Genomic DNA, 25,423 nt, shown 5'->3' on the forward strand with positions numbered 1-25,423 from the left:
TACCGATCCTACGATCGCCCTGCGGCGGCGGCCTCACGGCCACCGACCACGGAGGAGTCCAGTCCGCGACGACGCAGCAGCGCCGCCGGATCCGGGTCGCTCCCGCGTAGGCTCCGATAGGCGTCCAGGAAGTCGATGGCACCACCACGGGAGAGCACCTCGCGGCGCATCGCGTCACCGGAGGAACGCTGCAGTCCCCCGCTCTCGACAAACCACTCGGCGGCATCCGCGTCGAGGACCTCGGCCCAGAAGTAGGAGTAGTAGGCCGCCGAGTAACCGCCGGCGAACACATGCTGGAAATAGCGGGACCGGTAGCGCGGTTCGATCCCCGGCACGTCGAGGCCCGCATCAGCCAGGACCTTCGACTCGAACGCATCGACGTCGGTGACCTCGCGCGCCTGCTCGAGGGTCAACGAATGCCACGCCAGGTCGAGCAGCGCGGCCGCGAGGTACTCCACGGTCGCCTGCCCCTCACCGAAGCGCTCCGCCTCCCGCATCCGTTCGACCAGCTCCGCCGCGATGGGCTCGCCGGTCTCCCGGTGCCGGGCGTAATGGGCGAGCATCTCGGGACGACGAGCCCACATCTCGTTGACCTGGGAGGGGAACTCCACGAAGTCGCGGGGCACGGACGTGCCCGAGAACACGGGGTACTCCACGTCGGAGAGCAGCCCGTGCAGGGCGTGCCCGAACTCGTGGAACATCGTGGTGACCTCGTCCATCGTCAGCAGCGTCGGCTCCCCTTCCGCCGGACGGGACAGGTTCATGACGTTGACGATCACCGGGCGGGAGTCGAGGAGCCTCGACTGGTCCCGGAACGAGGTCATCCAGGCTCCGCCACGCTTGGTGGGTCGCGCGTAGTAGTCCAGTAGCAGCAGGCCGATGCCGGCGTCCCGCTCGGACCGCTCGTCGTCGAACACCTCGACCACCCGGACGTCGGGCAGGTAGCCGGCCAGGTCGGGCCGCTCGGCGAAACGCAGGCCGTACAGCTGCTCGGCGGAGTACATCACAGCGTCCCGCAGCACGGTCTCCAGCTCGAAGTAGGGGCGCACCGTCGCGTCGTCGACGCTGTAGCGCTCGGAACGAAGACGCTCCGACTCCCAGGCCCAGTCCGCCGGGTCGAGAGAACGGTCCTCGCCGCCGAGCAGGTCCTTGGCCTCGTTGCGGGCGTTGGTCACCGCGGCGTCCACCACGTCCATCAGCAGCCCGCGGGCGGCCTCGGGTGTCTCGGCGGTCTCCACCGCGAGCACGTGGTCGGCGTGGCAGCGCAGGCCCAGCAGCTCGGCCCGCTCGGCACGCAGCCGGACGATCTCGAGGACGATCGGGGTGTTGTCGTGTCCCGCGGTCGAGCCCCGCTTCATCGATGCCTCCATGACGCGTCCGCGCAGTCCGGCGTCGTCGAGCCAGGCGCTGATCGGCTGCACCGTGGGCAGACCCAGCGGGATCAGCCAGCCCTCGAGACCGGCCTGCTCTGCGGAGGCGGCCAGCGACGCGCGCATGGATTCCGGAAGCCCCGCGAGCTCGGACTCGTCGGCGACCGGTACTGCCAGTTCCGTAGTGGAGGCCAGGAGGTTCTCGCCGAACTCCGTCGTCAGTTCGGCCAACCGGGTGTCGATCGCGGTCAGGCGGGCGCGGGCCCCGTCCTCGAGGGCCGCGCCGGCACGGAGCAGGTCCCGGTGGTGGCGCCGGATGAGGCGGGCGGTCTCGTCGTCGACATCCAGCTCTCCCGCCTCGAGCGCTGCGGCGACCGCGTCTACACGGGCGTAGAGGACCGGGTCCGTCATGACCGCCGAGTGATGCGCGGCCAGCAGCGGGGACACCACGCGGTCCACATCGAGCCGGGCGGGCGTCGCGTCGGGCCCGAGCAGCCCGTAGAACACCGACAGCACGCGGTGCAGCGCCTGCCCCGAGCGTTCCAGCGCGATCACCGTGTTCTCGACGGTCGACGCCTCCGGGCTCGAGGAGATGGCGGCGACCTCGGCCGCGTGGTCGTCGATCGCGGCCCGGATCGCCGGCTCCAGGTCCTCGTCCCGGACGGCGGCGAAGTCCGGCAGCCCGTACGGCAGTGACGACTCGTCGAGCAGCGGGTGGAGCGGGGCATCGGGGCTCGGGGTGGTCATGACCGCGAGTCTACGGACGGCGCGACACGGGCTCACACCCACGTGGACACGGTGTCCCAGGCGAGCCTGGCCCCGAGGATCACGATGACCAGCAGGAACACCCTCCGGATGAACTCGTTGCCATGGCGCATGGCCATCCGCGCCCCGAGGAAGCCGCCGGCGAGATTCGCCACCGCCATGCAACCGCCGATCACCCACAGCAGCTCTCCGTGCAGCCCGAACACCAGGATGGACGCGATGTTGGTGGTGAGGTTGGCGAGCTTGGCCGCGACGGTCCCCTGCAGGAAGCCGAAACCCAGGAACGCCACGATCGCGATCACGAAGAACGAGCCCGTCCCCGGCCCCAACACGCCGTCGTAGAACCCGATCACCAGCCCGATCACCGCGGACCGCCACGCCCTGGCCCAGCCGCTGAAGCGCTCGGCATGGGTGCGGCCCAGGTTCGGCTTGAGCCACGTGTAGGTGCCCACCACGATCACCGCGACCAGCACGATCGGCGTGAGCAGCTCCTTGGGGATGAAGCGTGCGACCGAGGATCCTGCGGCCGAGCCCGCGAACGCCGCGGCCACGAGTGGCGCCACCATGGCCACCGGAACCCGGATCTTGCGCAGGTAGGTCAGGGTGGCGACGAGCGTGCCCGCCACCGAGGACAGTTTGTTGGTCCCCAGCACCTCGGGCGTCGAGACGTCAGCGGGTAGCGCGATGACCAGCGCGGGCAGCTGGATCAGCCCACCCCCGCCGACCACCGAGTCGACCCACCCGGCGACGAAGGCCGCCAGCACGAGCGCGAGCAGCACCCAGACCGGGATGCCGAGCGCCGGAGAGGCGGCGAGCTGCGCGAAGGTCTGGGGCATGCCGACAACTGTGCTGTAATCGGTTTGTGTATATCAACCCTTACGGCGCCGATCCGGTCACCCTGGCCGCCGACCTGGCCAACCGCCGCCCCCGCAGCGCCCGCGAACTCGTGGACCGCTGCCGGGAAGCCGGCGTGACCATCGACCGTGAAGCCCGGGAGGAAGAACTCGCGGAGGTCGACGAGTTCCTGGACGGATGGCTCGTCGTCGTCGACACCACCGATCCCCGTGCCCGCGCCGAGGCGCTCAACACCCTCCTCGCCGAGCACGCCGGGCCGCCCCGCCTGACCGACCACGACGGTCACTGGCACGTCCACTACCGCGCCGACGACGTCAGCTTCGCCCGCCTGCTCACCGCCATGTTCTCCGTCGGCACGGCGCTGCACCTCACCGAGCGCGGCATCGACCGGCTGTCCCGGTGCGCTGCGGACGACTGCGAGGCCGTCTTCGCCGACACCACCCGCAACGGACGCAAAACCTACTGCTCGCCGCGGTGCAACAACCGGTCGGCAGTACGACGCCACCGCGCCCGCGCCTAGGTGGACTGCCCGGGGAGGTCGGGCGACGACACCGAAGGGCGGCCGGTGTGACCGACCGCCCCGGGGCAGGAAAGTGCCCCTACTTCTTGTCCGAGCTCGTGTCCGAGGACAGGGCTGCCACGAAGGCCTCCTGCGGCACGTCCACCCGGCCGATGGACTTCATGCGCTTCTTGCCCTCCTTCTGCTTCTCGAGCAGCTTGCGCTTACGGCTGATGTCGCCGCCGTAGCACTTGGAGAGCACGTCCTTGCGGATCGCGCGGATGTTCTCGCGGGCGATGATCTTGGAGCCGATCGCGGCCTGCACCGGCACCTCGTACTGCTGGCGCGGGATGAGCTCCTTGAGCTTCACGGTCATCTTGTTTCCGTAGCCCTGCGCGTAGTCGCGGTGCACGATCGCGCTGAACGCGTCCACGGCCTCGCCCTGCAGCAGGATGTCGACCTTGACCAGATCCGCCAGCTGCTCGCCGGCCTCCTCGTAGTCCATCGACGCGTAGCCCTTGGTGCGGGACTTGAGCGAGTCGAAGAAGTCGAAGATGATCTCGCCCATCGGCAGGATGTATCGCAGCTCGACGCGCGTCTCGGACAGGTAGTCCATGCCCTTCATCTCGCCGCGCTTGGACTGGCACAGTTCCATGGTGGTGCCCACGAACTCGCTCGGCACGATGATCGTGCACTTGACGATCGGCTCATAGATCTCGCGGTGCTTACCCTCGGGCCAGTACGACGGGTTGGTCACCTGGTGCTCCGAGCCGTCCTCGGCGATCACCCGGTACACCACGTTCGGTGCGGTCGAGATGAGGTCGAGGTTGAACTCGCGCTCGAGCCGGTCGCGGGTGATCTCCATGTGCAGCAGGCCGAGGAAGCCACAGCGGAAGCCGAAGCCCAGGGCCACCGACGTCTCCGGCTCGTAGTCGAGAGACGCGTCGTTGAGCCGCAGCTTGTCCAGCGCGTCCCGCAGAACCGGGTAGTCGGAGCCGTCGATCGGGTACAGGCCCGAGAACACCATCGGGTTGGGCTCGGCGTAACCGGGCAGCGGCTCGGTCGCGCCGCCGCGGGCGCTGGTCACCGTGTCGCCGACCTTGGACTGGCGGACGTCCTTCACCCCGGTGATGAGGTATCCCACCTCGCCCGGCCCGAGTCCCTTGGTCGCCTTGGGCTCCGGCGAGATGACGCCGATCTCCAGCAGCTCGTGGTTGGTGCCCGTCGACATCATGGTCAGCTTCTCGCGCGGGGTGAGCGATCCGTCGACCACACGCACGTAGGTCACGACGCCGCGGTAGGTGTCGTAGACGGAGTCGAAGATCATCGCGCGGGCCGGGGCGTCAGGATCCCCCACCGGGGCCGGGATGGTCTCGCAGAGCTTGTCCAGGAGCGCCTCGACACCCTCGCCGGTCTTGCCCGACACGCGCAGGACATCGCCGGGCTCGCAACCGATGATGTGGGAGATCTCCTCGGCGAACCGCTCCGGGTCGGCGGCCGGCAGATCGATCTTGTTGAGCACGGGGATGATCTCGAGATCGTTCTCCATGGCCAGGTAGAGGTTGGCCAGGGTCTGCGCCTCGATCCCCTGCGCGGCGTCCACCAGCAGGATCGCGCCCTCACACGCCTCCAGCGCGCGGGAGACCTCGTAGGTGAAGTCCACGTGGCCGGGGGTGTCGATCATGTGCAGGACGATCTCCTCGCCCTCGTGCGCACCGGAGCGTGGCACCCACGGAAGGCGGACGTTCTGCGCCTTGATGGTGATGCCGCGTTCGCGCTCGATGTCCATCCGGTCGAGGTACTGGGCGCGCATGAGGCGCTCCTCGACCACACCGGTCAGCTGCAGCATGCGGTCGGCCAGGGTCGACTTGCCGTGGTCGATGTGCGCGATGATGCAGAAGTTCCTGATCCTGGCCGGATCGGTGAACGTCGTCTCTGCGAAGTTGGGAATCTCGATCACTCCTGGAGGCGGGCCCGGGTGCGGCTGGATTGCGGTACGTCCGGACGATCACCCCATTGTCACACGACCGCGCCCGGAACACTCATCACGTATCGGCCCGTGCGCACCGCATCGACGGCGCCGTCGCCCGGGAAGCGAGCGGTCGAGGCCGTCATGGCGCGGGCGTCGGCCGTTACCCTTGGCCGCATGGCTATCGACTGGGCCCGCGTGGGTCGCAAGGCAGTCCACATGGGACGCAAGTACGGGCCGACGGTCGCCCAAGCGGTACGGAAGCAGCTCGACGAGCGCGGAGGATCCCCCGCGTTGGGGTCGCGGAACGCCGAGGCGGGCCGGCCCGCGACCACCACCACCGCGCCCACCTCCAGCCGCGCCCGCACCCTGGCCTACGCCCCCGACCTGGACGGTCACGCCGACCCCGGCGAGATCGTGTGGACGTGGGTGGCGTTCGAGGAGAACGACGGTCGCGGCAAGGACCGTCCGGTCCTGGTGGTGGGTCGGGACGGGGATCGTCTGCTCGGCCTCCAGCTGTCGTCCCGGTCCAAGCGCGACGACGACAACGGCTGGCTCGGGCTCGGCAGCGGGCCCTGGGACTCGGAGGGACGCCCCAGCTGGGTGCGTCTCGACCGCGTGCTGGATGTGCCCGAACAGGGCATCCGGCGCGAGGGCGCGATCTGCCCCAGGGACGCGTTCGACCGCGTGGCGGACCGGCTCCGTCGCGACTACGGCTGGCGCTGACGCCGCGCCGGTCGCGTTTTGGCCGGTGACGCGCCCGCTGGTAAAGTGGGCCGTCGGTGTCCACCGGACGGCGTTCAGCGCGTCCACAAGGACAAAGACGACAAGACATCCGATCGGCGGGATCCCCTCGTGGAGCCGTCGACACACGACAAAAAGGTGTGACGAGTGGCCAACATCAAGTCCCAGATCAAGCGGAACCGCACCAACGAGCGCAGCCGTCTCCGCAACCAGTCGACCAAGTCGGCTCTGCGTACCGCCATCCGCAGCCTCCGCGCCGCCACCGAGGCCGGCGACAAGGAGAAGGCTGGCGCCCTGCTGGTCGCGACCTCGCGTCAGCTCGACAAGGCGGCCAGCAAGGGTGTCATCCACCAGAACCAGGCCGCCAACAAGAAGTCGGCGCTCGCCAAGGCTGTCGACCAGCTCTGAGGCACCCCGGCCCTCTCCGGATGAGAGGGCCCCAGCCCCGCGTCGGCCAACGCTGACGCGACGCGGCTCCGAGGGCCCACCAGCATCGTCACTGATGCGCGGTGGGCCCTCGTCGTGTGTCAGGACCCTGCTGCTACGAGGACGCTCCTACGCGCCCCCTGCGCCACTCGACTCTGTATAGCGTTCGACATTCGGATCGAACGCGATGACATGGGTGGGGTCCGGTTCGATGAGAAGGGCCTCGGGCGCGGTGGTCGCGTGTCTGCGTGATCGTGCGCGAGCCGGGCGCGGCTGGATGTCGGCCGCCGTCGGAGGGCTGACGATGACCACCACCTTCGTACCCGGCAACGGCACCCGGGTGGGCGACGTGGCCATCTGCGCCGCCACATCCCGCACACCGTCGCCGTCCCCGAATCGAACCGTCACGTCGAACTGGCACAGGCCGGCGACTCGCTGGTGGCAGTGTCCTACCCGGCCGAGCGTGCCGACGTGGTGCGCACCTGTGGCACGGATACTTGCGATGCGACGCTGTTCACGGACCGCCCCGGACACGGCGAACGGAACCACGAGCACAGAGAACACGATGAACGCGGCGACGACCAGTACGACGATCGACATGATCGTCATATCGACCTGCTGCGCATGTCGTTCACCCAGCGGGATCATCTCGACGTAATCGTTCAGCAGCCGTCGGTGAACTTCCGCGGCGATACCCACCCCGAGGGCGATCGCCGCGCCCGCGGTGATCGTCGACGCGAATGCCTGCCCATAACGATCGAGCAGCCGTGTATACAGCCCGAACGTGCCCCCAAAGGCGGCGACGGACAGAAAGAAGATCGCGAGCACAGCCCAGAACCACCAGCTCCCGCTCATCGCCACCGTCAGTGGAGTGGTCACCCCGGGCAGAATGCGAGGAAGGACCAGATAACCGGCGCCGGCCCAGAGAAGTACGGTGAGAGCTGCGCGCACCCACGCGTCGGCCGGCATCCGGCCAGGTTCGGCCCCCGGCTTGTGGGTGGTGATGAGAGAACCGCGTGCCCGGGTCGAGAAGACCGGGCCATCGATCCACCAATTCTCCGGCCAGTACCCGGCAGCACTCCCCCGGGGTTCCGGTTTCGCGATGGGTACGTCCATTGCAGCCTCCCGGTTCAGGCACCCGCCGGGTACCGACGTGCGCACTCGCACCGGCGGTGTGCGGCTGCATCGGTCGGGCGACGGCGCGTGCCGGGCAGGAGACCATTATTCATCCCCCGCACGGCGAATGGGGGCGTTTATGACGTCGCCGGTCCGTGTGCCGGGCGCCGGAGTGAGCCGCCGGCCCGCGTGCTGGCAGCCGGCCGGACGACATACCCGGGCCGTCAGGCGGAGCCGGCCAGCGTGCCGACCTGACGCACCGCCCGTTCCAGGGCGTACGAGGTGTCCTCGGCCATGCCCTTGACCTCGCCGTTGAGCCGCGAGACCACCTGCAGTGCGGTGCCCAGGGTGTCGATGGACCAGAACCGGGTCTGCGCCTGGACCTTCTTGACCTTCCACGGGGGCAGGCCCTGCCGCGCGAGATCCCCTGGGGCGACCCCCCGCTGGGTGCCGACCAGAGCGATGGAGTTCACCGCATCGGCCAGCGCGTCGGCCAGCACGACGTGCGGGACCCCGGTGTGCATCGCCCACTCCAGTGCTTCGATGGCCCCCGCCACGTCGCCGACCACGGCCCGCTCGGCCACGGTGAAGCCGCTGACCCCTACTACGCCGGAGTGGTACCGGCGAACGGCCTCGACGTCCACCTTGCCGCCGGTGTCGGCCACCAACTGGTCACATGCGGAGGCGAGCGAGCGCAGGTCCGTGCCGACCGCCTCGACGAGCGCCTCACACGCCTCCGGGGCCACGCGCACATTCAATCCGCGGAACTCCGACCGGACGAAACCCATCACCTCGGTGTGCCGGGTGATCTTGCCCGCCGCGTGTTCCTCGGCACCGGCCTTGCGCAGGTCCGCCGCCAGGGTCTTGGCCCTGCCCCCACCGGTGTGCTGCACGATCAGCACTGTCTCCGCCGGCAGGTCCCGGGCCGCGTCCAGCACCGCGGCGACGGCGTCCTTACCCAGCTCCGCGGCCCCGGTGATCACCACGATCCGGGCCTCACCGAACAGCGACGGGGAGAGCAGTTCGAACAACTGGGCCGCCGTGACCTCCGGGCCACCGAGCCGGGAGACCACGGGCGGGTCCTCCCCCGCAGGTGTAGCTGCCCGGACCACCGAGACGACCCCCATCGTGGCGCGCTCGGTGAGGAACTCATCCTCGCCGAGCACGAGATGAAGTGGAGCCGGTGCGGGGCCTGCCGCCATGGGGAGAACTCCTCGTCGTCGTCGTGATCGTTGTCGTCGTCGCCGACATCACCAGTGCCGTCGTCGTCCCCGACATCGTGCCACGTCGCACCGACAGGCCCGCGGCCCCGTCGCACGCGAGCCGGCACCTCACGGCCGGCGCTCGGCGTCCTCCATCACCATCCGCTCGCGGGTGTCACCGTGGAGGGTGGTGCCCCCGGCGACCGGCTCGTGGAGGGCTCCGGAGGTGTCCGGAACCGCGGAGCCCTTCTCGATCTCTGACTCGGAGAGCGTGCCGGAGAACATCTCGGTCAGTTCGCGGAACAGCCGGTGCGAGGCCTTCGCTGAGCGCGCTTTGGGGCCGACCGGCCGCTCCTGCTGCGGGTCGGTGCAGGCGTCGACGATCGCCTCCACCACGATGTCGGGGTCGTCCAACGCGGCCAACCGTGGCGCGTGTCCGGTGTAGTTGCCGACGTGCTCCCACCACGGCGTGTCGGCGGCCCACGGCAGGATCGTGCTGACCTTGATCGACTCACCCAGCCCGGCCAACCGCAACTCCTCGTTGAGCGAACGGCCCAGGCTGGAGATCCCCGCCTTCACGGCGGCGTAGCTGGCCTGATAGGCCAGCGGCACCTCCCCGGCGACCGACCCGACGTTGATGAGCACCCCCTCGCCACGCGCACAGAAGCGGCGCAGGGCCACGTGCGACCCGGACAGCATGCCCTTGAAGGTCACGTCGACGAGCCGGGTGTGGTCGGCGAGCGGAACCTCCCAGAACAGGCCCATGACGCCGACGCCGGCGTTGTTGATCCACACGTCGATGTGGCCGGTGAGTTCCTCGGCGCGCACGGCGAGCCGCTCGACGGCGTCCGCATCGCTGACGTCCGTGGGCACGGCCAGTGCGCTACCGCCGACCTCGGTGATCTGCGCGACCACCTCGTCGAGCAACGCGGAACGTCGGGCGGCGACGACGACGTGGGCGCCCCGCGCACCGAGCGCCAGTGACGCGCCGCGGCCGAATCCGCTCGATGCGCCCGTGATGACGATGGTCCGTCCCGCCAGGCTTCCCCGAGTGCCCACGACGCCCCCTCCCTGTCGGACCCCCGCGGGCCCGGATGTGCGCATCATGGTCCACCGCGGACGTCGACCGTGCATCCGGTACGCCCACACCCCGAGCGGCCGGGGTGTGCGCGGTGGGAGCCCCGGGGCTGTGCGCCTACGCTCGGCGGTCCGGGACCATCCCACTGCGGGTCGCCCGGCCGCGAACCGAGAGGACAGACACGTGACGACGACCCAGGGCGAGGCCACCGATCCCGGTGAGATGGCACGCCGCGTCTTCGGGTGGGACGGGTTGCGCCCGCCGCAGGCCGAGGCGATCGAGGCGGCGATCGCCGGCCGGGACGTGCTGGCGGTCTTGCCCACCGGGTACGGGAAATCGGCGATCTATCAACTCGCCGGGATGATGGCAGAGGGGCCCTGTGTGGTGGTCTCGCCTCTCATCGCGTTGCAGACCGACCAGTGCGAAGGCCTGAACTCGCTCGCGGACCGCGCGCCCACCCGGTCGATGGCGATCAACTCCTCGCTCGGGGCCCGCCAGCAGGCTGATGCGTGGGACGAGGTCGTGGCCGGTCGCGTCGACTTCCTCTTCCTCACCCCCGAACAGCTGGCCAAACGGGAGGTCCTCGACCGGGTCCGTGAGGCCGGGCCGAGTTTTCTCGCGGTCGACGAGGCCCACTGCGTCTCCGCCTGGGGACACGATTTCCGGCCTGACTACCTGCGGCTGGGCGCCGCGCGGCACCGTATGGGGTCGCCGACCGTCATCGCCCTCACGGCGACCGCGTCGACGCCGGTGCGCGAGGAGATCGTCGACAGGCTCGCCATACCCGACGCCCTGGTGCTGGCCGGCGGGTTCGACCGGTCCGAGCTCCACCTGGCGGTGCGGCGTCATGTCGAAGGCGACGACAAACAGGACGCGGTCGTGGAGCGGGCAGTCGAGTTGGCCGGCCCCGGCCTGGTCTACGCCGCGACGCGCCGGTCCACCGAGGAGTACGCCGAGCGGATCGCCGCACTCTCGACCGAGGCGGGCCGGCCGCTGAGCGTCCGCGCCTACCACGCCGGGCAGAAGGCGGCGGTGCGCGAGGAGACGCTGGGCGACTTCGTGGACGGTGGGCGCGAGGTGGTGGTGGCGACCAGTGCGTTCGGCATGGGGATCGACAAGGAGGACGTGCGGTTCGTCCTGCACGCGGACATCCCCGACTCACTCGACACCTACTACCAGGAGGTGGGGCGGGCCGGCCGGGACCGGGATCCGGCCACGATCGAGCTGCACTACCGCAGCGAGGACCTGGGCCTGCGCAGCTTCTTCTCCTCGCACAACGCGGACGAGGAGGTCATCAGGTCGGTTTTGGCCCACCTGCGCCGCGCCGATGGCCCGGTGCGGCTGACCCATCTGAAGAAGGCCCTCGACGTCGGTGCGAAGCGTGTCACGGGCGCGGTCAACCTCCTGGAGGCGGCGGGCGTGCTGACCTCCGGTCGCCGGGGGGTGGCGTTCGCGGAGGACGTGAAGACCGGGGTCGCGGTGCGCCGGGCGGAGGAGACGTCGGACACGCTCGAGCGCATCGAGCGCTCACGGATCGAGATGATGCGCGGCTACGCCGAGACCGACGGGTGTCGACGCCAGTTCCTGCTCGGCTACTTCGGCGAGGAACTCGCCGAACCGTGCGGGAACTGCGACACCTGCGACGCCGGCACAGCCGTCGACATCACCCACGACGCGGACGACTTCCCCCTGCAGTCCGCGGTGGTCCACCGAGAGTGGGGTTCCGGAATCGTCATGAGCGTCGACGACGACCGGCTCACCGTGTTCTTCGCCGAGCAGGGCTACCGCACGCTGTCACTGGACCGGGTCCGCGAGCAGGATCTGCTCACCCGGGCGTGACCGTCGGCGAGCCCGGCAGCCCCGCCGCGACGCCGGCGACCGTGTCGAGCCACCACAGGGCCGGTGCGCACGCCGCCGCGAGCAGCACCGCACCGTCCTCCCACACCGGCCCCACCGCGGCCGCCAGGGTTCCCAACACCGTCACCATCGGCACCGCCGGCGCCACGGCGATGTTCGCCGGCAGCGCCCACGGGCCGGTCTCCAGACCGGACGCGGCGAGTACCGGCAAGGTCGCCACGTGCGCCACGACGCACACCGCCAGCACATCCGCGACCCGACCCGGCATCCACGTCCGGCGGATCCGCTCCGCCACCGGGCGCGCCGCGAGCACGAGCGCCGCGGTGGCCGCCACCGACAGCACGAACCCCGCGCCGGTGGCGGTCACGGGGTCGAGCATCGCCACCAGCAGCACGATCGCCGCCAACGCCGCGAGCGGCCGGCCGGAGCGGTGGGCGGCCAGGGCAGCCAGGCCGATCGCCCCGGTCCCGGCCGCGCGCAGCACCGCGGGCTCCGGCCCGACCACCGCCACGAATGCCGCCAGCGCCAACCCGGCGGCCACGATGCGACCACGCCGACCCACCCCGACTCCCGCGGCCACGAGCAGCACCGCCCCCACGACGTAGGTCGTGTTGGCCCCGGACACCGCCGCCAGGTGGGACAGCCCGGCCGCGCGGAAGTCGTCCCTCGTCTCGGTGGACACGCCGCCCTCGTCGCCCAGGACGAACGAGGGCAACAGGCCGACCGACTCGCCCTCCAGGGCTCGCGCAGACACCTGCCGCATCCGTTGGCGCACCGCCGCCGGGACCCGCCCCGCCGCGCCCGGCTGCCCGATCACCGTCGGCGGGGTCAGGGCCCGCAGCGCCGGTGGATCGCCCGACGACAGTGGCTCGAGCACCGCCACCGAGACCCGCACCCGGGTGCCGGGCGGCAGCCCGCGCCAGCCCTCACGGGCGAGCAGCACCACGTCGAGATCGGCCTGCCTCGCCGACCGGCCCGACCCCGTCACCTCGACCCGCACCGGCACCATCACGCCCCCGGAACGCACCGGCCGGTCGAACCCGGTCACCTCGGCCTCGATCCCGGTCCGTTCCCCCACCGCCGCCGGCAACGGGTGGGCCGCCAACGCGTGTGCCCGGGCCGCCTGCACCCCGGCCGCGACCGCCCCCACAGCGCAGACGACCGTCAGCACCCCCAGCGCAGGATGGTCCGGGCCGCGCTCGACTCCTCCGGCCACCGACCACACCGCCGCCACCACCGCGCCGACCAGCAGCACCACCGCCACCGCGAGCGCCATCGACGGCCGGACGCCGACCGTCGCGGCGGTGACGACGAAGACCGCCAGCGTCGGCGATACGAGCCGCAGGTCTCGGATCGCCGGGACCCGCGGCCCCGCTTCGCCTTCCCCGCCCGGCCGGGCCGCGCCGCCGGGTGCGGGCGGATCCGTCGCCCCCACGTCGCGGTCAGACCGTCACGAGCGGTCGGAGCTTGGCCAACGTGGCCGGGCCTATGCCGTCCACCTCCGCCAACTGGTCGACGCTCGCGAACGACCCATTCGCGGTGCGCCAGGACAGGATCGCGGACGCCGTCACCGGCCCGACTCCCGGAAGCTCGTCGAGTGCGGCGGCGTCGGCGGTGTTGAGGTTGACCGGCCCCGGGGCACCCGATGCCTGACCGCCCGCCTCCCCGGCCGGCGGCGCCCCTCCCGCCTGCGGGGTCTCGGAGCCCGGGCCCACGATGTCGCTTCGCGGGCCCCGCGGCCCGTCCGGCCCGGGTGCCACGCCGACGAGGATCTGCTCGCCGTCGACGACCTTCCGCGCCAGGTTGAGACCGTCTCTGTCACCGCCGTCCAGCACCCCGCCGGCGTGGTCCAGCGCGTCGGCGACGCGCGACCCCGCCGGGAGGGTGACCAGTCCACTGCGTCCGACCATTCCGACCACCGCGACGACGACGATGCCGTCTCCTGCCTCCGGTGCGGCGGGCACCGTGGACGACGTTCCGCTCCCCGGCGCGGAGGATGCTCCCGGCTCGGTCGGCGATGCCGTGTCGTCGGCACCGACCGTGACGCCCGGTGTCGCCAGTGGGAGCTGCGGCACCGGAGCGGCCTCGGGCACGGTGGACAGCAGACGGTGGACCGAGAACGCCCCGAGTCCCACCACGAGCACCACCAGTGCGATTCCGGCCAGGCGGTCGGGCGCCCAGCGGATGCGGCGCCACCACGGCGGGTCCGCCCACGAGGACAGGTCCGGTTCGGCGGGCGGGACTCGCTCGGGGCGATCACCGTCGGGCCCGGGCGTCGCCCACGGTGCGAGAGGGGTCGCGGCCGACAGATCGGGCGGCGGGGCGACAGCGGGGAACTGCTCGGTCGGCGCAGGGCTCGCGACGTGATCCGGCATCGGCCTCGCGTCCGACGCGGCAACCGTATCCGCGGCCGGCTGCAGGGCGCCGGCCAGGCGCTGCAGGGCCGCCGCTCTCGTCGGGTCCCGTCCCGCGTCGGCGGGGGCGACGGAATCGACCGGGGTGGCGGGCCGTGCCCGGTTGTCGGATCGCATGGCGCCGACGCTAGACCGGGGTGGGCCGCGCTTCCGGCCGTGGCGGGGCGATCAGTCGGTGGCCTGTGGAGAGGGCGAGGGGATGGGGAATTCCGGGTCCTCGAGGTCCGTGACGGACACTCCCACTGTTCCGGGCCCGAGATGCCAGGCCAGCACCTCGTCAAACTCGACGATCAACACGCGCTCCGGGAACTGGGTCTCCTTGCGGATCTCGGTGGCCATCTCCTCGGCCCGATCCCCGGCCTGGTGGTGATGGACCACCACCAGGACGTCACCGCGGTCGACCTCGTCACGCAGAAGCGTCCGAAGCCGCTGATGCGCCTTGGAGGTGGTCCGGGCCTTGGCCGCGAGGTCGACCGAGCCCTTGCGCAGCACGATCACCGGGCGCATCGCCAGTGCACTACCGAAGATCGCGGCGACCGCGCTGATCCGGCCGCCCCGGCGCAGATGTTCGAGTGACTCCAACGCTGCGAAGGTCGACGCGCCCCGGCTGAGGCGCTCGGCGAGCTCGTATACGCCGGACAGTCCGAGCCCGTTCCGGGCAGCCCACGCGCACTGGGCCACAGCCGCACCGAACGCCATGCCGGCGCACCGGGAGTCCGACACCAGGACGCGGCCGCCGAACCTGGTGGCCGCGTCGACCGCGGACTCCCACGTGCGCGACAGCTCCCGGGACAGGTGCACCGAGACCACCCCTGTGCACTCCGGGTCGGCCAGCAGCCGCTCGTAGATGGTGGCCAGCTCGTCGGGGCTCACCGCCGCCGTGGACACGGCGCGCTCCTCCTCCTCGACGACGTGCAGGGGTACGACGGTGATGTCGAACGCGCGCACCCAGCTCTCGGGCAGGTCGGAGGCGGAGTCGGTGACGAGACGGATGGTCACGGGGCACCCACCGGTGGGGTGACGCCCGCATTCCACTGGTCCAGTCGCCACAGCAGGCCGCGGGCCGTGTCGGTTCCGGGGGGAACGTCGAGGTCGGCGGACGGTCCGTCGGATTCCTCGGGTCGACGGTGCGCGGAGAGTTGCACCCAGCAGGTGTTGCCCAGTCCGTTGAACATCGGGTACTGCTCCACCGGAAGCTCCAGCAGCGCGGCGGTCATCGCCGCGATGGCACCGCCGTGGGCGACGATCACCGCGGGGCGCTCGCTCCACTCCGGCTGCTGTTGGACCATCTCGTCGACGACCGCGCGGGTCCGACGCGCGACGTCGATCCGGCTCTCTCCCTCAGGTGGCGACCACCGCGGGCTGCTGCGCCACCGCAGTCGCGCATCAGGCCACTGCTCGTCGACCTCGGAATGACTCATTCCCTGCCACGTCCCCAGGTTCGTCTCGCGCAGCCGCGGGTCGGTGTGCACGTCCAGTCCCACCTCGGTGGCCAGCGCCGCCGCGGTGTCGCGGGCGCGTCGCAGGTCCGAGGAGAGGATGGTCCACGGGCGGCGCGGGGCGAGAACCCGGCCGACCGCGTGCGCCTGCCGGACACCAAGTTCGCTGAGTTCGGTGTCCAGCTGGCCCTGCATGCGGAACGACGCGTTGTAATGCGTCTGTCCGTGCCGCAGGAGAATGAGACGACGAGTCACCGCGGGTCAGAGCTCCTGATCTCGCCGCGGCTCCTCCGGTGCCAGCGCGTCCTCGGCGGCACCGGACGAGCCGGCGCCGGCCGGGCGGGTGCTGGTCTGCACGCCCTCGATCTCCACGACGGGGCAGTCCTTCCACAGGCGGTCCAGCGAGTAGTAGTCGCGCTCGTCGACGTGCTGGACGTGCACCACCAGCTCGTTGTAGTCCAGCAGTGCCCACCGCCCCTCGCGGGTGCCCTCACGACGCAGCGGCTTGTGGCCGGCCTCGCGGAGCTTGTCCTCGATCTCCTCGACGACCGCGTTGACCTGACGTTCGGTCTCCGCGGACGCCAGGACGAAGGCGTCGGTGATGACGAGTTGGCCGGAGACGTCGAGGACGACGATGTCGGTCGCCAGCTTGTCGTCTGCGGCACGGGCCGCGATGGCGGCCATGTCCAAGGCCTCGGGGCTTGCGGTCACTGGGGGATCTCCTCATGGTGGGGGTCGATGGGGACGGGCTCCCGGTGTACCGGGGCCGTCACTGCGGGGGTGCCGTCGAGGCGGGTCGAGCCCTCCGGCCGATACAGGTTGCGTTTGGCGATGTACTGCACGACCCCGTCCGGAACGAGGTACCAGACGGGCGCACCGGCGGCCGCGCGGCGGCGGCATTCGGTCGAGGAGATCGCCAGTGCCGGGATCTCCAGCAGGTGGACCCGGCCGTCGTCGATCTGGGCGAGATGCGTGTCGGACAGTTCGAATCCGGGGCGGGACACGCCGACGAAGCTCGCCAGTCCGAACATCTCCTCCCATCCGTGCCACGTGAGGATCTTCTCCAGCGCGTCGGCGCCGGTGATGAAGTACAGGTCGATGTCCGGCTGCTGGCGCAGCAGGTCCTTGAGCGTGTCGAGTGTGTAGGTGGGCCCGTCACGCTCGATATCGACGCGACTGACCGAGAAACGCGGATTGGAGGCGGTGGCGATGACCGTCATCAGATAGCGGTCCTCTGCCGGCGAGACCCGCCGGGTGTCCTTCTGCCACGGCTCGCCGGTGGGCACGAACACCACGTCGTCGAGATCGAAACGGTGGGCCACCTCGCTGGCCGCCACGAGGTGCCCGTGGTGGATCGGATCGAACGTCCCGCCCATCACTCCGATGCGGCGACGTGCGCCTGAGGCGGCCCCGGTCGTGGTCATGGTGGTCGAGTCTATCGGGCGGGTCTCACACCCGGTCGCCACCCGCACCGCCTTCACCCGTCACACCGGCAACAGGCCCGCGACGACCGCCGTGAGCTGTTCCACGTTGCGGCACTCGTGCATCGGTACGTACTGGGAGTAGAGCCTGGCCGCCGAGTCGCCCGTCCCCCATTGGCGCTTCGGTTCCGGGTTGAGCCAGTGGGTGTGCCCGACGCGCTCACTGACGAACTCGAGCGATGTCACGGACGGGTCCCGGTAGTTGTTCCGCCCGTCCCCCAGGATCAGCAGCGAGCCGGTTCTGGTGAGGGTGTGGGCGTAGCGGTCGGCGAAGCCGGACAGCGCATGCCCGTAGTCGGAGTGTCCGTCGTAGGTGACGATCTCGGCCTCGCGGACCATGCGGGCCATCGCCGACCCCAGGTCGGATCCGGTCTCGAAGAACGACGTGACCTCGTCGGTGGTATCGACGAAGGCGAACACCCGCACGCGCGAGAACTGCTCCCGCAGCGAGTGCACCAGCTGCAGGGTGAAGTGGCTGAAGCCGGCCACCGAGCCGGAGACATCACACAGCACCACGAGCTCGGGGCGGGCCGGCCGGGGTTTGCGCAGCACCAGTTCGACGGGAACGCCCCCGGTGGACATCGATCTGCGCATGGTCTTGCGCATGTCGATCGCCCCGTGCCGGTGGCGGCGGCGCCGGGCGGCGAGCCGGCTACCGAGCTGCCGCGCCAGCGGTCCGACCTTGCGTCGCAGCACCTGGAGGTCCTGATCGTTCGCCCGAAGGAAATCGACCTGCTCGGCGGCCTGCCCGACCGCGTACTGGGCAACCCGGTCGCGACCAACCGTCTCCGCTGTACGGCGGCGGGTCTCGTCGGCGACCTCGCGGAGGAAGCCGCGCACCATGTCCGCAGCGGAGTTGGCGGCGGCGGACTTCTCGGCGTGTCGCTTGGCCCCGTCCGGGTCGAAGGGGTCCGCGCCGAGAAGTCCGTCGAGGACCTTCTGCATGATCGCGCTGGTGTCGAGCGGGCTGAGCGCCTGGTACGCGGAGAAGCGTTGGCCGCCCGCCGAATCGTAGGAACCGAGCTGCTCCACGAGGAGCTCGGCCAGTGCCCGGGCCTTCGCCCGGGACTCGTCGGTGTCCTCGAGCAGCAGTGAGGCGATGAGCTCGTTGAGCGCCTCTGGGTCGACCCGGCCGTCCTCATCGGTCGGGATCTCCACCTCCAGCGTCACCGCGTCCCCCGGGGACCTGCCACCGATCGCGGCGGGGAACCACAGGTCGAAGAGCTGGTCGAACACGCCGCGGTGGGTCGGCTTGTGCAGGATCGTCGACGCGAGCGCCTCACGCAGGGCGGCACGGTCGAGCAGGTCGATGTGCACCATCGCCGACGCCGCGTCCACTGCCTCACTCGGGCCGACGGGGATCCCCTTGCGTCGCAGCGCGTCGACGAAGTCGACGAGGTGCCCGGACATCCCACCCGGTGACTTCTGGATGCTCGACGCCTCGCTCATGGTGCCCACCTCCCGATCGGCGTGTCGTGCCCGGACTAGTTGAGCCGCAGCTCGGCGGCCGCCCGCAGCTGGTCGGACTGATGCTTGAGGACCACGCCGAGGGTCTGCAGGACCACCTCGTCGTCGATGGTGTCCAGACCCAACGCCACGAGGGTGCGTCCCCAGTCGATGGTCTCGGACACGCTCGGCACCTTCTTGAGCGCCATGGCTCGCAGCACGCCCACCACACGGACGAGCTGCTCGGCCAGCCGGTCGTCCAACTCGGGGACGCGGGAGGCGAGGATCTTGCGCTCGAGCTCGGGCGTCGGGAAGTCGAGATGCAGGTAGAGGCAGCGCCGCTTGAGCGCCTCGGACAGCTCGCGGGCCGCGTTCGAGGTCAGCACGGCGAACGGGCGCCGGGTCGCCTCGATGGTCCCCAGTTCGGGGATCGTCACGGCGAAGTCGCTGAGCACCTCGAGAAGCAGGCCCTCGATCTCGATGTCGGCCTTGTCCACCTCGTCGACGAGCAGCACGGTGGGCTCGCTGCGCCGGATGGCGGTGAGCAGCGGTCGCGAGAGCAGGAACTCCTCGGAGAACACGTCGTCGCGGGTGGAGTCCCAACCCTCGCCCTGCCCTGCCTGGATCCGCAGGATCTGCTTGGCGTGGTTCCACTCGTACAGCGCGCGGGCCTCGTCGACACCCTCGTAGCACTGCAGGCGGATGAGTTCGGCCTCGGTGGCCGCGGCGACGGCCTTGGCCAGCTCGGTCTTGCCGACGCCCGCCGGCCCCTCGATCAGCAGCGGCTTGCCCAGCCGGTCGGCCAGGTAGACGACCGTCGCGGTGGAACGGTCGGCGAGGTAGCCCTGCTGTCCCAGCGCCTCGATCACGTGGTCGATGCTCTGGAACGCCGGTCGCTGGGCGGTACGGGCGCGGTCCATATGGTGGATCCTTCCGGTCGGGGGTCGTCGATGGCGGGCCGGCTGTCGGCCCGGGCGGTGCGCTCGCTACGGGCGCACGTGCCCCTTGCCGTGGGCGATCCACTTGGTGCTCGTGAGCTCCTCGAGTCCCATGGGTCCGCGGGCGTGCAGTTTCTGGGTGGAGATGCCGATCTCGGCGCCGAAGCCGAACATCTCGCCGTCGGTCCAGGCGGTGGAGGCGTTGACCATGACGGCGGCGGCGTCGACCCGGGCGCAGAAGTCCTCGGCCACGTCGATGCTGCGGGTGGCGACGGCCTCGGTGTGCCCCGAGGACCAGCGCGCGATGTGCTCGATGGCCTCCTCGACCCCGGCGACGACCTTCAGCGCGATGTCCATGCTGAGGTACTCCTCGCCCCAGTCCACGTCATCGGCGGGGATCAGGCCCTCGCGGTCTCCGTGGACGACCACGCCGGCGGCTTGTAGCGCCCCCACGACGCGATCCACGGCGGCCTCCCCCAGCGCCGAGTCGAGCAGCACCGTCTCCGTGGCATTGCACACGCTGCAGCGGCGGGTCTTGCCGTTGAGAAGCAGCTCGATCGCCTCGTCGAGATCAGCGTCACCATGGATGTAGAGGTGGCAGTTCCCGGTGCCGGTCTCGATCGCCGGTACCTTCGCGTTCTCCACCACGGCCTGGATCAGTCCGGCGCCGCCGCGGGGGATCACCACATCCACGAGTCCCCGGGCCTGGATGAGGTGGGTGACGGACGAGCGGTCCTCCGACGGCAGCAGCTGTGCCGCATCGACGGGCAGGTCGTGCTCGGCGAGCACGCCACGCAGTACCTCGACGAGCGCCTCGTTGGAGTTGCGCGCCGACCGGGATCCACGCAGCAGTGCGGCGTTTCCGGACTTGAACGCCAGCCCGAACGCGTCCACGGTGACGTTGGGTCGCCCCTCGTAGATCATGCCGACCACGCCGAGCGGGACCCGGATCTGCCGCAGCTGCAGCCCGTTGGGGCGGACCGAACCGCGGATGACTGCGCCGATCGGGTCGGCCAGCCCCGCGACCTGGCGGAGTCCGCCGGCGATGCCCTCGATCCGTTCGGGCGTCAGGCGGAGCCGGTCGAGCATGGCCTCGCCGGTACCTTCCGCGGCCTGCTCGGCGATGTCGCGGGCATTGGCCTCCAGGATCCGCGCCTCGGCGGCGACCAGCGCGTCCGCGGACGCGAGCAACAGCGCGTTCTTCCGGTCCGCGGTGAGCAGCGCCAGCTCGCGCGACGCGGCACGGGCCCGGCGGGCGGCATCGAGCACGGCCTCGCGCACCGGGTCCGCGGCGGCCTGCCCGGCGTCGGCGAGGTCGGTACGTACGGGGGCGTCGAGATGGCTGGAGGTCATGCGCCCCAGCTTACCTATGGAATATGGCGCGGCAGCGGGCGCCGCTCGACCGCTCACGCCGCCCTCGCGGGTGTGCCGGGCGGGATCCAGAGCGGTCGGCCCGGCCGGGCCGGATCAGGCACCGTCCGCCACGAGTCGGGGCCGACGCCGATCCACCCGTGATGGATCGGACACACCAGCGCCAGGTTGGGCAGGGTCGTGGGGCCGCCCTCGGACCATTCCACGACGTGGTGCGCCTGACAGCTGGCCGCGGGCCGTTCGCATCCGGGGTGAGTGCACCCGCCGTGGGCCGCGTAGAGAACGAGCCGTTGTATCGCGCTGGCCAGCCGCCGGTCTCGGCCCCGGTCGATGTCGATCCGCCGCAGCTCCTCGCGCCCGTCACGCAGCGCCGACAGGAACCAGGAACGGCGGCCGGCGAGGGAGACCGCCTGCGCCGCGCTGAGCTGGGTACCGCCATCGGTCTCGACCAGCCCGCCCTGCTCGCCGGATTCCACGGAGTCGAGCTGCTCGGGGGTCAGCCGGACGACGATGGCGGCCACGCCGCGGGTCGCTCCGGGCTCGACGGCCAGCCCCAGCGAGAGCACGTGACACAGCGCGTCGTAGGCCCGCTGCCCGCTGGTGCGCGTGTCCGCCTGCGCGATCTCGTCGGGGTCGGCCGCCTCACCCGCAGCCGGGTCATCCGGCGCAGAGACGCACTGGCCCGGCGCGCCGAAGCGGGCGATCACCGCGGCGAGGAGAGCCTGCAGCCGGGGCTCGCACGTGATCCCCACGGTGGCGAGCCCGTCGAGGCCGGCCCGGTGTGCACGCAGTTCGCGGCGCTTCTGCTGCTGCTCTTCGAGCCTGTCGAGTCGGCCCGGGTCGGCTGTCGCCAGCTCTCGCGCCGCTGCCGCGGTGAGCGCACGCACGCTCGCCCCGGCCTCCGCCAATGCGGTGAGGTGCCGCGAGAAGTCGCGGCGAGCCTCGTCCGGGGTGCCCTCTGGCAGCTCGGCGACCGCCTCACCGATCGCGCGTTCCTGCCCCGCGGTGATCCGGCCCCGCCGGTGCGAGGCCATGGCCGGGGAACCCTCGCGACGCCCCGCCTCGATCCGAGACCTGCACTGCCCGGCCGTCAGTCCGAGCTCCTTGCCGAGACCGGTCGCCGTTGACGAGACCGACCTCCCTTCGCGTTGGGCCCGGGCCGCCGCCTCTGCCGCCCCTGCGGCATTGATGGCATCAAGCCGGCGGGAGAGTTCCTCGAGTCGCCGCAGCACCCCGGGGAGCTCGGAGGCGTCCACCTCGGCCCAGCACACGGTTGAGAGCTCGCACACGCTCGTCGTCGTCGCCCCCACCAGGTCCTCGATCATGACCCCATGCTACCGCCACGACCGAACGTCCGTTCGAACACGCGATATCGATCAGATAACCTACTTAGCTACCCTACCTGCGCTTACGCTGCCGCTGAGCGCACCAGGACGGCCACCATGAACCCACTGTCGGCGGTGAAGGGCCGCAGATCCCACGTCGACCACCGCTGCTCCACCCGCAGGCCCGCGCGCTCGGCCTCGGCATCGAACTCCTCGCGGGTCCAACCGCGGTCCAGGCCGAACCCCACGACGAGCCGTCCCGCCGCGCCCTCGCCCGCCGGCGCGATCCGCGCGGCGAGGTTGGCCAGCACCGCGGGTCGGTCGGCAGGGTCGACGAACGCCAGCACATTGCCCGCCGAGACCGCCAGGTCGAACGGTCCGGCCGCCCAGCCGTCGTCGGCGAGATCGGCGACCTCCCACGTCGCCTCCGGACAGGCCTCGCGCGCCCTCTCGATGAGGTACGGATCCAGGTCCACCCCCGAGACCTGGTGGCCACGCGCGTGCAGATAGATGCCCATCCGACCCTGCCCGCACCCCACGTCGAGGATCCGGGCGCCGCGCGGGGCCATGGCGTCGACGAGCCGCGCCTCACCGTCGATGTCCACGCCCTCGGCGACCATGTCGTCCCAACGCTGCGCGTAGTTGCGCGAGTGCTGGGGGTTGGCGGCCACGATGTTCTTCCAGGTCTGTGTCATGTCGCCAGTATGGACCCGCAAACGGTGCGGCGCGCTCGCGTGGGTGAGCGCGGCCGGACGAGGAACACGGGGCGACGACGACAACGCCGTCCGCACACCGGCCCGGCACTGTCGGAGGTCTGGGGCACGATGGGCGTCATGACCTCCACCCCCGCTTCCGTCAGCACCACCGCCCCCGACCGCGCGGCCCTGCGATCCCGGGCGGACGAGCTGCTGTCCGCCCTCGCCGGCCCGGGCGCGACGCTGCGCGAGGACCAGTGGACGGCCATCGAGGCGCTGGTCGCGGATCGGCGTCGTGCATTGGTCGTGCAGCGCACCGGCTGGGGCAAGTCGGCCGTGTACTTCATCGCGGCACGCCTGCTGCGAGAGCTGGGCTCCGGTCCGACGGTGATCGTCTCGCCGCTGCTGGCGTTGATGCGTAACCAGGTCGAGTCCGCGGCACGGGCCGGGGTGCGGGCGGCCACCATCAACTCGGCCAACATGACCGAGTGGGACGAGGTCCGGGCGTCGGTGCGGGCCGGCGAGGTGGATGTGCTGCTCGTGAGCCCCGAGCGGCTCAACAACCCGGACTTCCGGGACACCGTCCTGCCGGCGCTGGCCGCCGATGCGGGACTCGTGGTGGTCGACGAGGCGCACTGCGTGTCGGATTGGGGTCACGATTTCCGGCCCGACTACCGGCGAATCCGGACACTGCTGGCCGACCTCCCCGAGGGCGTGCCCGTGCTGGCCACCACCGCCACGGCCAACGACCGGGTGGTGCGGGATGTCGCCCAGCAGCTGGGCGTGGGCACGCCGGGGGCCACGGGTTCGGCGGGCCACCCGGACACCCTGGTGCTCCGCGGCGGCCTCGACCGCGAGTCGCTGCACCTCTCTGTGGTCTCGATCGACGACTCGGAGAAGCGGGCCGCCTGGCTGGTGGAGAACCTCGAGACGCTGCAGGGCAGCGGGATCATCTACTGCCTGACCGTCGCGGCGGCCCAGGATATGGCCGAGCTCCTCACCTCCGCCGGACACCGGGTGAGCGCGTACACCGGACGCACCGATGCGGGCGAACGCGAAGAATTGGAGCGCGCGTTGTTGGACAACGAGGTCAAGGCGCTCGTGGCCACCTCCGCGCTGGGGATGGGCTTCGACAAACCGGACCTGGGCTTCGTGGTGCATCTGGGCGCGCCGCCGTCGCCGATCTCCTACTACCAGCAGATCGGCCGTGCCGGCCGCGCTGCGGACCGCGCCGACGTGGTGCTCATTCCTGGACCGGAGGACCGCGCGATCTGGAACCACTTCGCTTCACTGGCGTTCCCGCCCGAGGACGTCGTGCGACGGGTGCTCGACGCGCTCGCGCCGGATCGGCCGCAGTCCACGCAGGCCCTCGAACCGGCCGTGGACCTGGGCCGGACACGCCTGGAGATGGTGCTCAAGGTTCTCGACGTGGACGGCGCGGTCCGGCGGGTACGCGGTGGCTGGGTGGCCACCGGACAGCCGTGGGAGTACGACGCCGAGCGATACGCGGGCCTGGCGGAGGCACGGCGGTCCGAGCAGCTGGCGATGCTGGAGTACATCCGCACTGCCGGCTGCCGCATGGACTACCTGCGCGCTGAACTCGACGATCCCACGCTCGACCCGGCCGCCGGTGGGTGCGGACGCTGCGACAACTGCACCGGGCAGCGACGCGAGACCACCGTCGAGGAGGCCGCGCTGACCCGGGCACGGGAGGCGCTCGAACGTCCCGGCGTGGTGCTCCCACCGCGACGCCAGTGGCCCACAGGGCTGGCGAAGCTCGACATCCCGCTCAAGGGCAAGATCGCTGACGGGCCCGCCGAGGGCCGTGCGCTCGCGCGATTGACCGATCTCGGGCTCGGTCAGAAGCTGCGGGCGCTGCTCGCCGAGGCGGATCAGGACGCCCCGGAATGGCTCGTCCGGGCCTGCGTTCCGGTGCTGCGCGAGTGGGGCTGGGCTGAGCGGCCCACCGGCGTCGTCGCCCTCCGCACCGGCGAGCATCCTCTATTCGTGTCGAGCCTGGCCCGCGCGCTGTCGCAGATGGGGCGGATGACCTACCTCGGCGAGCTCACCCGCGACGAGGCACTGCCGCCGGTGACCGCCCAGAACTCGGCCTACCGGGTGGCCCAGCTCTGGGGCACGCTCGCCGGGCCGGCGACCACCGACGATGCGGCTGGCGGCACAGCCGACGACGGGCCAGTCCTGCTGGTCACGGACGTCTTGGGAACCGGCTGGACCGTCACCGAGGCGGCGCGGCACCTGCGCGAGACGGGCGCGTCCGCGGTATTGCCGCTGGCTGTGGCTTCGGAGAGCTGATCCGGCCGACGGTGGCGTGGTGCCGCCCGTTACCGTTATTGAACCTCCGGTGGTCGGAGGTCTGGTCGCTTGAGTGGGCATGGCTTTCTTGCCCTGCCATCAATGGTCCGGGGGGTGTTG

22 protein-coding genes are annotated in these 25,423 nt (G+C 71.1%); 5 read left to right on the forward strand and 17 right to left on the reverse strand.

Features of this window, described 5'->3' with window-relative positions; genetic code table 11:
• Window positions 1-8: 8 nt before the first annotated feature.
• Together ACWIFB_RS02150 and ACWIFB_RS02155 are read right to left on the reverse strand one after the other, a co-directional pair.
• A complete protein-coding gene (locus ACWIFB_RS02150) occupies window positions 9-2,117 on the reverse strand; it encodes a M3 family metallopeptidase (RefSeq protein WP_454057130.1) in 2,109 nt (702 codons plus the stop codon).
• Between the two features lie 32 nt (window positions 2,118-2,149).
• Window positions 2,150-2,971 (reverse strand): TSUP family transporter, encoded by an 822-nt coding sequence (locus ACWIFB_RS02155; protein ID WP_454057131.1) that lies wholly within the window; start codon window positions 2,969-2,971, stop codon window positions 2,150-2,152.
• A 26-nt stretch (window positions 2,972-2,997) separates the two neighbouring features.
• Between ACWIFB_RS02155 and ACWIFB_RS02160 the strand changes: the two genes are divergently transcribed.
• The gene (locus ACWIFB_RS02160) at window positions 2,998-3,510 is read left to right on the forward strand and encodes a CGNR zinc finger domain-containing protein (protein ID WP_454057132.1); all 513 of its coding nucleotides are present in this window, start codon (window positions 2,998-3,000) and stop codon (window positions 3,508-3,510) included.
• Between the two features lie 79 nt (window positions 3,511-3,589).
• Here the strand turns inward: ACWIFB_RS02160 and lepA are convergent, their stop codons facing one another.
• Window positions 3,590-5,449, reverse strand: coding sequence for a translation elongation factor 4 (lepA, locus tag ACWIFB_RS02165; protein WP_452099396.1), 1,860 nt, complete (start codon window positions 5,447-5,449; stop codon window positions 3,590-3,592).
• A 186-nt stretch (window positions 5,450-5,635) separates the two neighbouring features.
• On the opposite strand from lepA, the gene ACWIFB_RS02170 reads away from it, so the two are divergent.
• Entirely contained in the window at window positions 5,636-6,184 is a 549-nt protein-coding gene (locus ACWIFB_RS02170) for a type II toxin-antitoxin system PemK/MazF family toxin (protein ID WP_452099395.1), read from the forward strand.
• A 165-nt stretch (window positions 6,185-6,349) separates the two neighbouring features.
• Window positions 6,350-6,610 carry a 30S ribosomal protein S20 gene (gene rpsT, locus ACWIFB_RS02175; RefSeq protein ID WP_230929566.1) on the forward strand — a complete coding sequence of 87 codons (261 nt, stop codon included), beginning with the start codon at window positions 6,350-6,352 and terminating at the stop codon, window positions 6,608-6,610.
• A 147-nt stretch (window positions 6,611-6,757) separates the two neighbouring features.
• Here rpsT and ACWIFB_RS02180 read toward each other — a convergent pair whose 3' ends face one another.
• The 3 genes from ACWIFB_RS02180 to ACWIFB_RS02190 all read right to left on the reverse strand — a co-directional run bounded on the left by ACWIFB_RS02180 (window position 6,758) and on the right by ACWIFB_RS02190 (window position 10,005).
• Window positions 6,758-7,507, reverse strand: coding sequence for a hypothetical protein (locus ACWIFB_RS02180; protein ID WP_452099394.1), 750 nt, complete (start codon window positions 7,505-7,507; stop codon window positions 6,758-6,760).
• A 461-nt stretch (window positions 7,508-7,968) separates the two neighbouring features.
• Window positions 7,969-8,946: a DNA polymerase III subunit delta gene (holA, locus tag ACWIFB_RS02185; protein ID WP_454057133.1), complete on the reverse strand. Its 978-nt coding sequence runs from the start codon at window positions 8,944-8,946 to the stop codon at window positions 7,969-7,971.
• A 129-nt stretch (window positions 8,947-9,075) separates the two neighbouring features.
• On the reverse strand, window positions 9,076-10,005 hold the full coding sequence (locus ACWIFB_RS02190) for an SDR family NAD(P)-dependent oxidoreductase (RefSeq protein ID WP_454057134.1): 930 nt from the start codon (window positions 10,003-10,005) through the stop codon (window positions 9,076-9,078).
• 202 nt (window positions 10,006-10,207) lie between these two features.
• Here ACWIFB_RS02190 and ACWIFB_RS02195 point away from each other — a divergent pair, with 202 nt between their 5' ends.
• Window positions 10,208-11,863, forward strand: a complete 1,656-nt coding sequence (locus tag ACWIFB_RS02195) for a RecQ family ATP-dependent DNA helicase (protein ID WP_454057135.1) — start codon at window positions 10,208-10,210, stop codon at window positions 11,861-11,863.
• Here ACWIFB_RS02195 and ACWIFB_RS02200 read toward each other — a convergent pair.
• From ACWIFB_RS02200 to ACWIFB_RS02250, 11 genes are all read right to left on the reverse strand, one after another.
• The gene (locus tag ACWIFB_RS02200; RefSeq protein ID WP_454057136.1) at window positions 11,850-13,316 is read right to left on the reverse strand and encodes a ComEC/Rec2 family competence protein; all 1,467 of its coding nucleotides are present in this window, start codon (window positions 13,314-13,316) and stop codon (window positions 11,850-11,852) included. The two genes, ACWIFB_RS02195 and ACWIFB_RS02200, sit on opposite strands and share 14 nt — an antisense overlap.
• Window positions 13,317-13,323: 7 nt before the next feature.
• A complete protein-coding gene (locus ACWIFB_RS02205) occupies window positions 13,324-14,412 on the reverse strand; it encodes a helix-hairpin-helix domain-containing protein (protein WP_454057137.1) in 1,089 nt (362 codons plus the stop codon).
• Between the two features lie 51 nt (window positions 14,413-14,463).
• Window positions 14,464-15,294: a DegV family protein gene (locus tag ACWIFB_RS02210; protein WP_452099388.1), complete on the reverse strand. Its 831-nt coding sequence runs from the start codon at window positions 15,292-15,294 to the stop codon at window positions 14,464-14,466.
• Entirely contained in the window at window positions 15,291-15,989 is a 699-nt protein-coding gene (locus tag ACWIFB_RS02215; protein ID WP_452099387.1) for a histidine phosphatase family protein, read from the reverse strand. The genes ACWIFB_RS02210 and ACWIFB_RS02215 overlap by 4 nt, the downstream gene beginning before the upstream one ends.
• A gap of 6 nt (window positions 15,990-15,995) precedes the next feature.
• The gene (gene rsfS, locus ACWIFB_RS02220; RefSeq protein ID WP_230929575.1) at window positions 15,996-16,445 is read right to left on the reverse strand and encodes a ribosome silencing factor; all 450 of its coding nucleotides are present in this window, start codon (window positions 16,443-16,445) and stop codon (window positions 15,996-15,998) included.
• Entirely contained in the window at window positions 16,442-17,158 is a 717-nt protein-coding gene (nadD, locus tag ACWIFB_RS02225) for a nicotinate-nucleotide adenylyltransferase (protein ID WP_230929576.1), read from the reverse strand. The genes rsfS and nadD overlap by 4 nt, the downstream gene beginning before the upstream one ends.
• A gap of 60 nt (window positions 17,159-17,218) precedes the next feature.
• Window positions 17,219-18,664 (reverse strand): vWA domain-containing protein, encoded by a 1,446-nt coding sequence (locus ACWIFB_RS02230; RefSeq protein ID WP_452099386.1) that lies wholly within the window; start codon window positions 18,662-18,664, stop codon window positions 17,219-17,221.
• A 35-nt stretch (window positions 18,665-18,699) separates the two neighbouring features.
• The gene (locus tag ACWIFB_RS02235) at window positions 18,700-19,581 is read right to left on the reverse strand and encodes an AAA family ATPase (protein ID WP_230929578.1); all 882 of its coding nucleotides are present in this window, start codon (window positions 19,579-19,581) and stop codon (window positions 18,700-18,702) included.
• A gap of 66 nt (window positions 19,582-19,647) precedes the next feature.
• The gene (locus tag ACWIFB_RS02240; protein WP_454057138.1) at window positions 19,648-20,952 is read right to left on the reverse strand and encodes a glutamate-5-semialdehyde dehydrogenase; all 1,305 of its coding nucleotides are present in this window, start codon (window positions 20,950-20,952) and stop codon (window positions 19,648-19,650) included.
• A gap of 53 nt (window positions 20,953-21,005) precedes the next feature.
• On the reverse strand, window positions 21,006-22,295 hold the full coding sequence (locus tag ACWIFB_RS02245; protein WP_454057139.1) for a DUF222 domain-containing protein: 1,290 nt from the start codon (window positions 22,293-22,295) through the stop codon (window positions 21,006-21,008).
• Window positions 22,296-22,378: 83 nt separating this feature from the next.
• The gene (locus tag ACWIFB_RS02250; protein ID WP_454057140.1) at window positions 22,379-22,990 is read right to left on the reverse strand and encodes a class I SAM-dependent DNA methyltransferase; all 612 of its coding nucleotides are present in this window, start codon (window positions 22,988-22,990) and stop codon (window positions 22,379-22,381) included.
• A 129-nt stretch (window positions 22,991-23,119) separates the two neighbouring features.
• On the opposite strand from ACWIFB_RS02250, the gene ACWIFB_RS02255 reads away from it, so the two are divergent.
• On the forward strand, window positions 23,120-25,303 hold the full coding sequence (locus ACWIFB_RS02255; RefSeq protein ID WP_454057141.1) for a RecQ family ATP-dependent DNA helicase: 2,184 nt from the start codon (window positions 23,120-23,122) through the stop codon (window positions 25,301-25,303).
• The last annotated feature ends 120 nt before the right edge of the window (window positions 25,304-25,423 follow it).

The sequence above is a fragment of the Dietzia sp. NPDC055340 genome (genome assembly GCF_053645335.1).

What these genes read in the sequence shown, in the direction of transcription:
- ACWIFB_RS02150 (WP_454057130.1), bottom strand. Translation starts at nt 2,117, where the DNA reads ATGACCACCCCGAGCCCCGATGCCCCGCTCCACCCGCTGCTCGACGAG.
- ACWIFB_RS02155 (WP_454057131.1), bottom strand. Translation starts at nt 2,971, where the DNA reads ATGCCCCAGACCTTCGCGCAGCTCGCCGCCTCTCCGGCGCTCGGCATC.
- ACWIFB_RS02170 (WP_452099395.1), top strand. Translation starts at nt 5,636, where the DNA reads ATGGCTATCGACTGGGCCCGCGTGGGTCGCAAGGCAGTCCACATGGGA.
- holA (WP_454057133.1), bottom strand. Translation starts at nt 8,946, where the DNA reads ATGGCGGCAGGCCCCGCACCGGCTCCACTTCATCTCGTGCTCGGCGAG.
- ACWIFB_RS02205 (WP_454057137.1), bottom strand. Translation starts at nt 14,412, where the DNA reads ATGCGATCCGACAACCGGGCACGGCCCGCCACCCCGGTCGATTCCGTC.
- nadD (WP_230929576.1), bottom strand. Translation starts at nt 17,158, where the DNA reads ATGACCACGACCGGGGCCGCCTCAGGCGCACGTCGCCGCATCGGAGTG.
- ACWIFB_RS02230 (WP_452099386.1), bottom strand. Translation starts at nt 18,664, where the DNA reads ATGAGCGAGGCGTCGAGCATCCAGAAGTCACCGGGTGGGATGTCCGGG.
- ACWIFB_RS02235 (WP_230929578.1), bottom strand. Translation starts at nt 19,581, where the DNA reads ATGGACCGCGCCCGTACCGCCCAGCGACCGGCGTTCCAGAGCATCGAC.
- ACWIFB_RS02240 (WP_454057138.1), bottom strand. Translation starts at nt 20,952, where the DNA reads ATGACCTCCAGCCATCTCGACGCCCCCGTACGTACCGACCTCGCCGAC.
- ACWIFB_RS02245 (WP_454057139.1), bottom strand. Translation starts at nt 22,295, where the DNA reads ATGATCGAGGACCTGGTGGGGGCGACGACGACGAGCGTGTGCGAGCTC.
- ACWIFB_RS02250 (WP_454057140.1), bottom strand. Translation starts at nt 22,990, where the DNA reads ATGACACAGACCTGGAAGAACATCGTGGCCGCCAACCCCCAGCACTCG.
- ACWIFB_RS02255 (WP_454057141.1), top strand. Translation starts at nt 23,120, where the DNA reads ATGGGCGTCATGACCTCCACCCCCGCTTCCGTCAGCACCACCGCCCCC.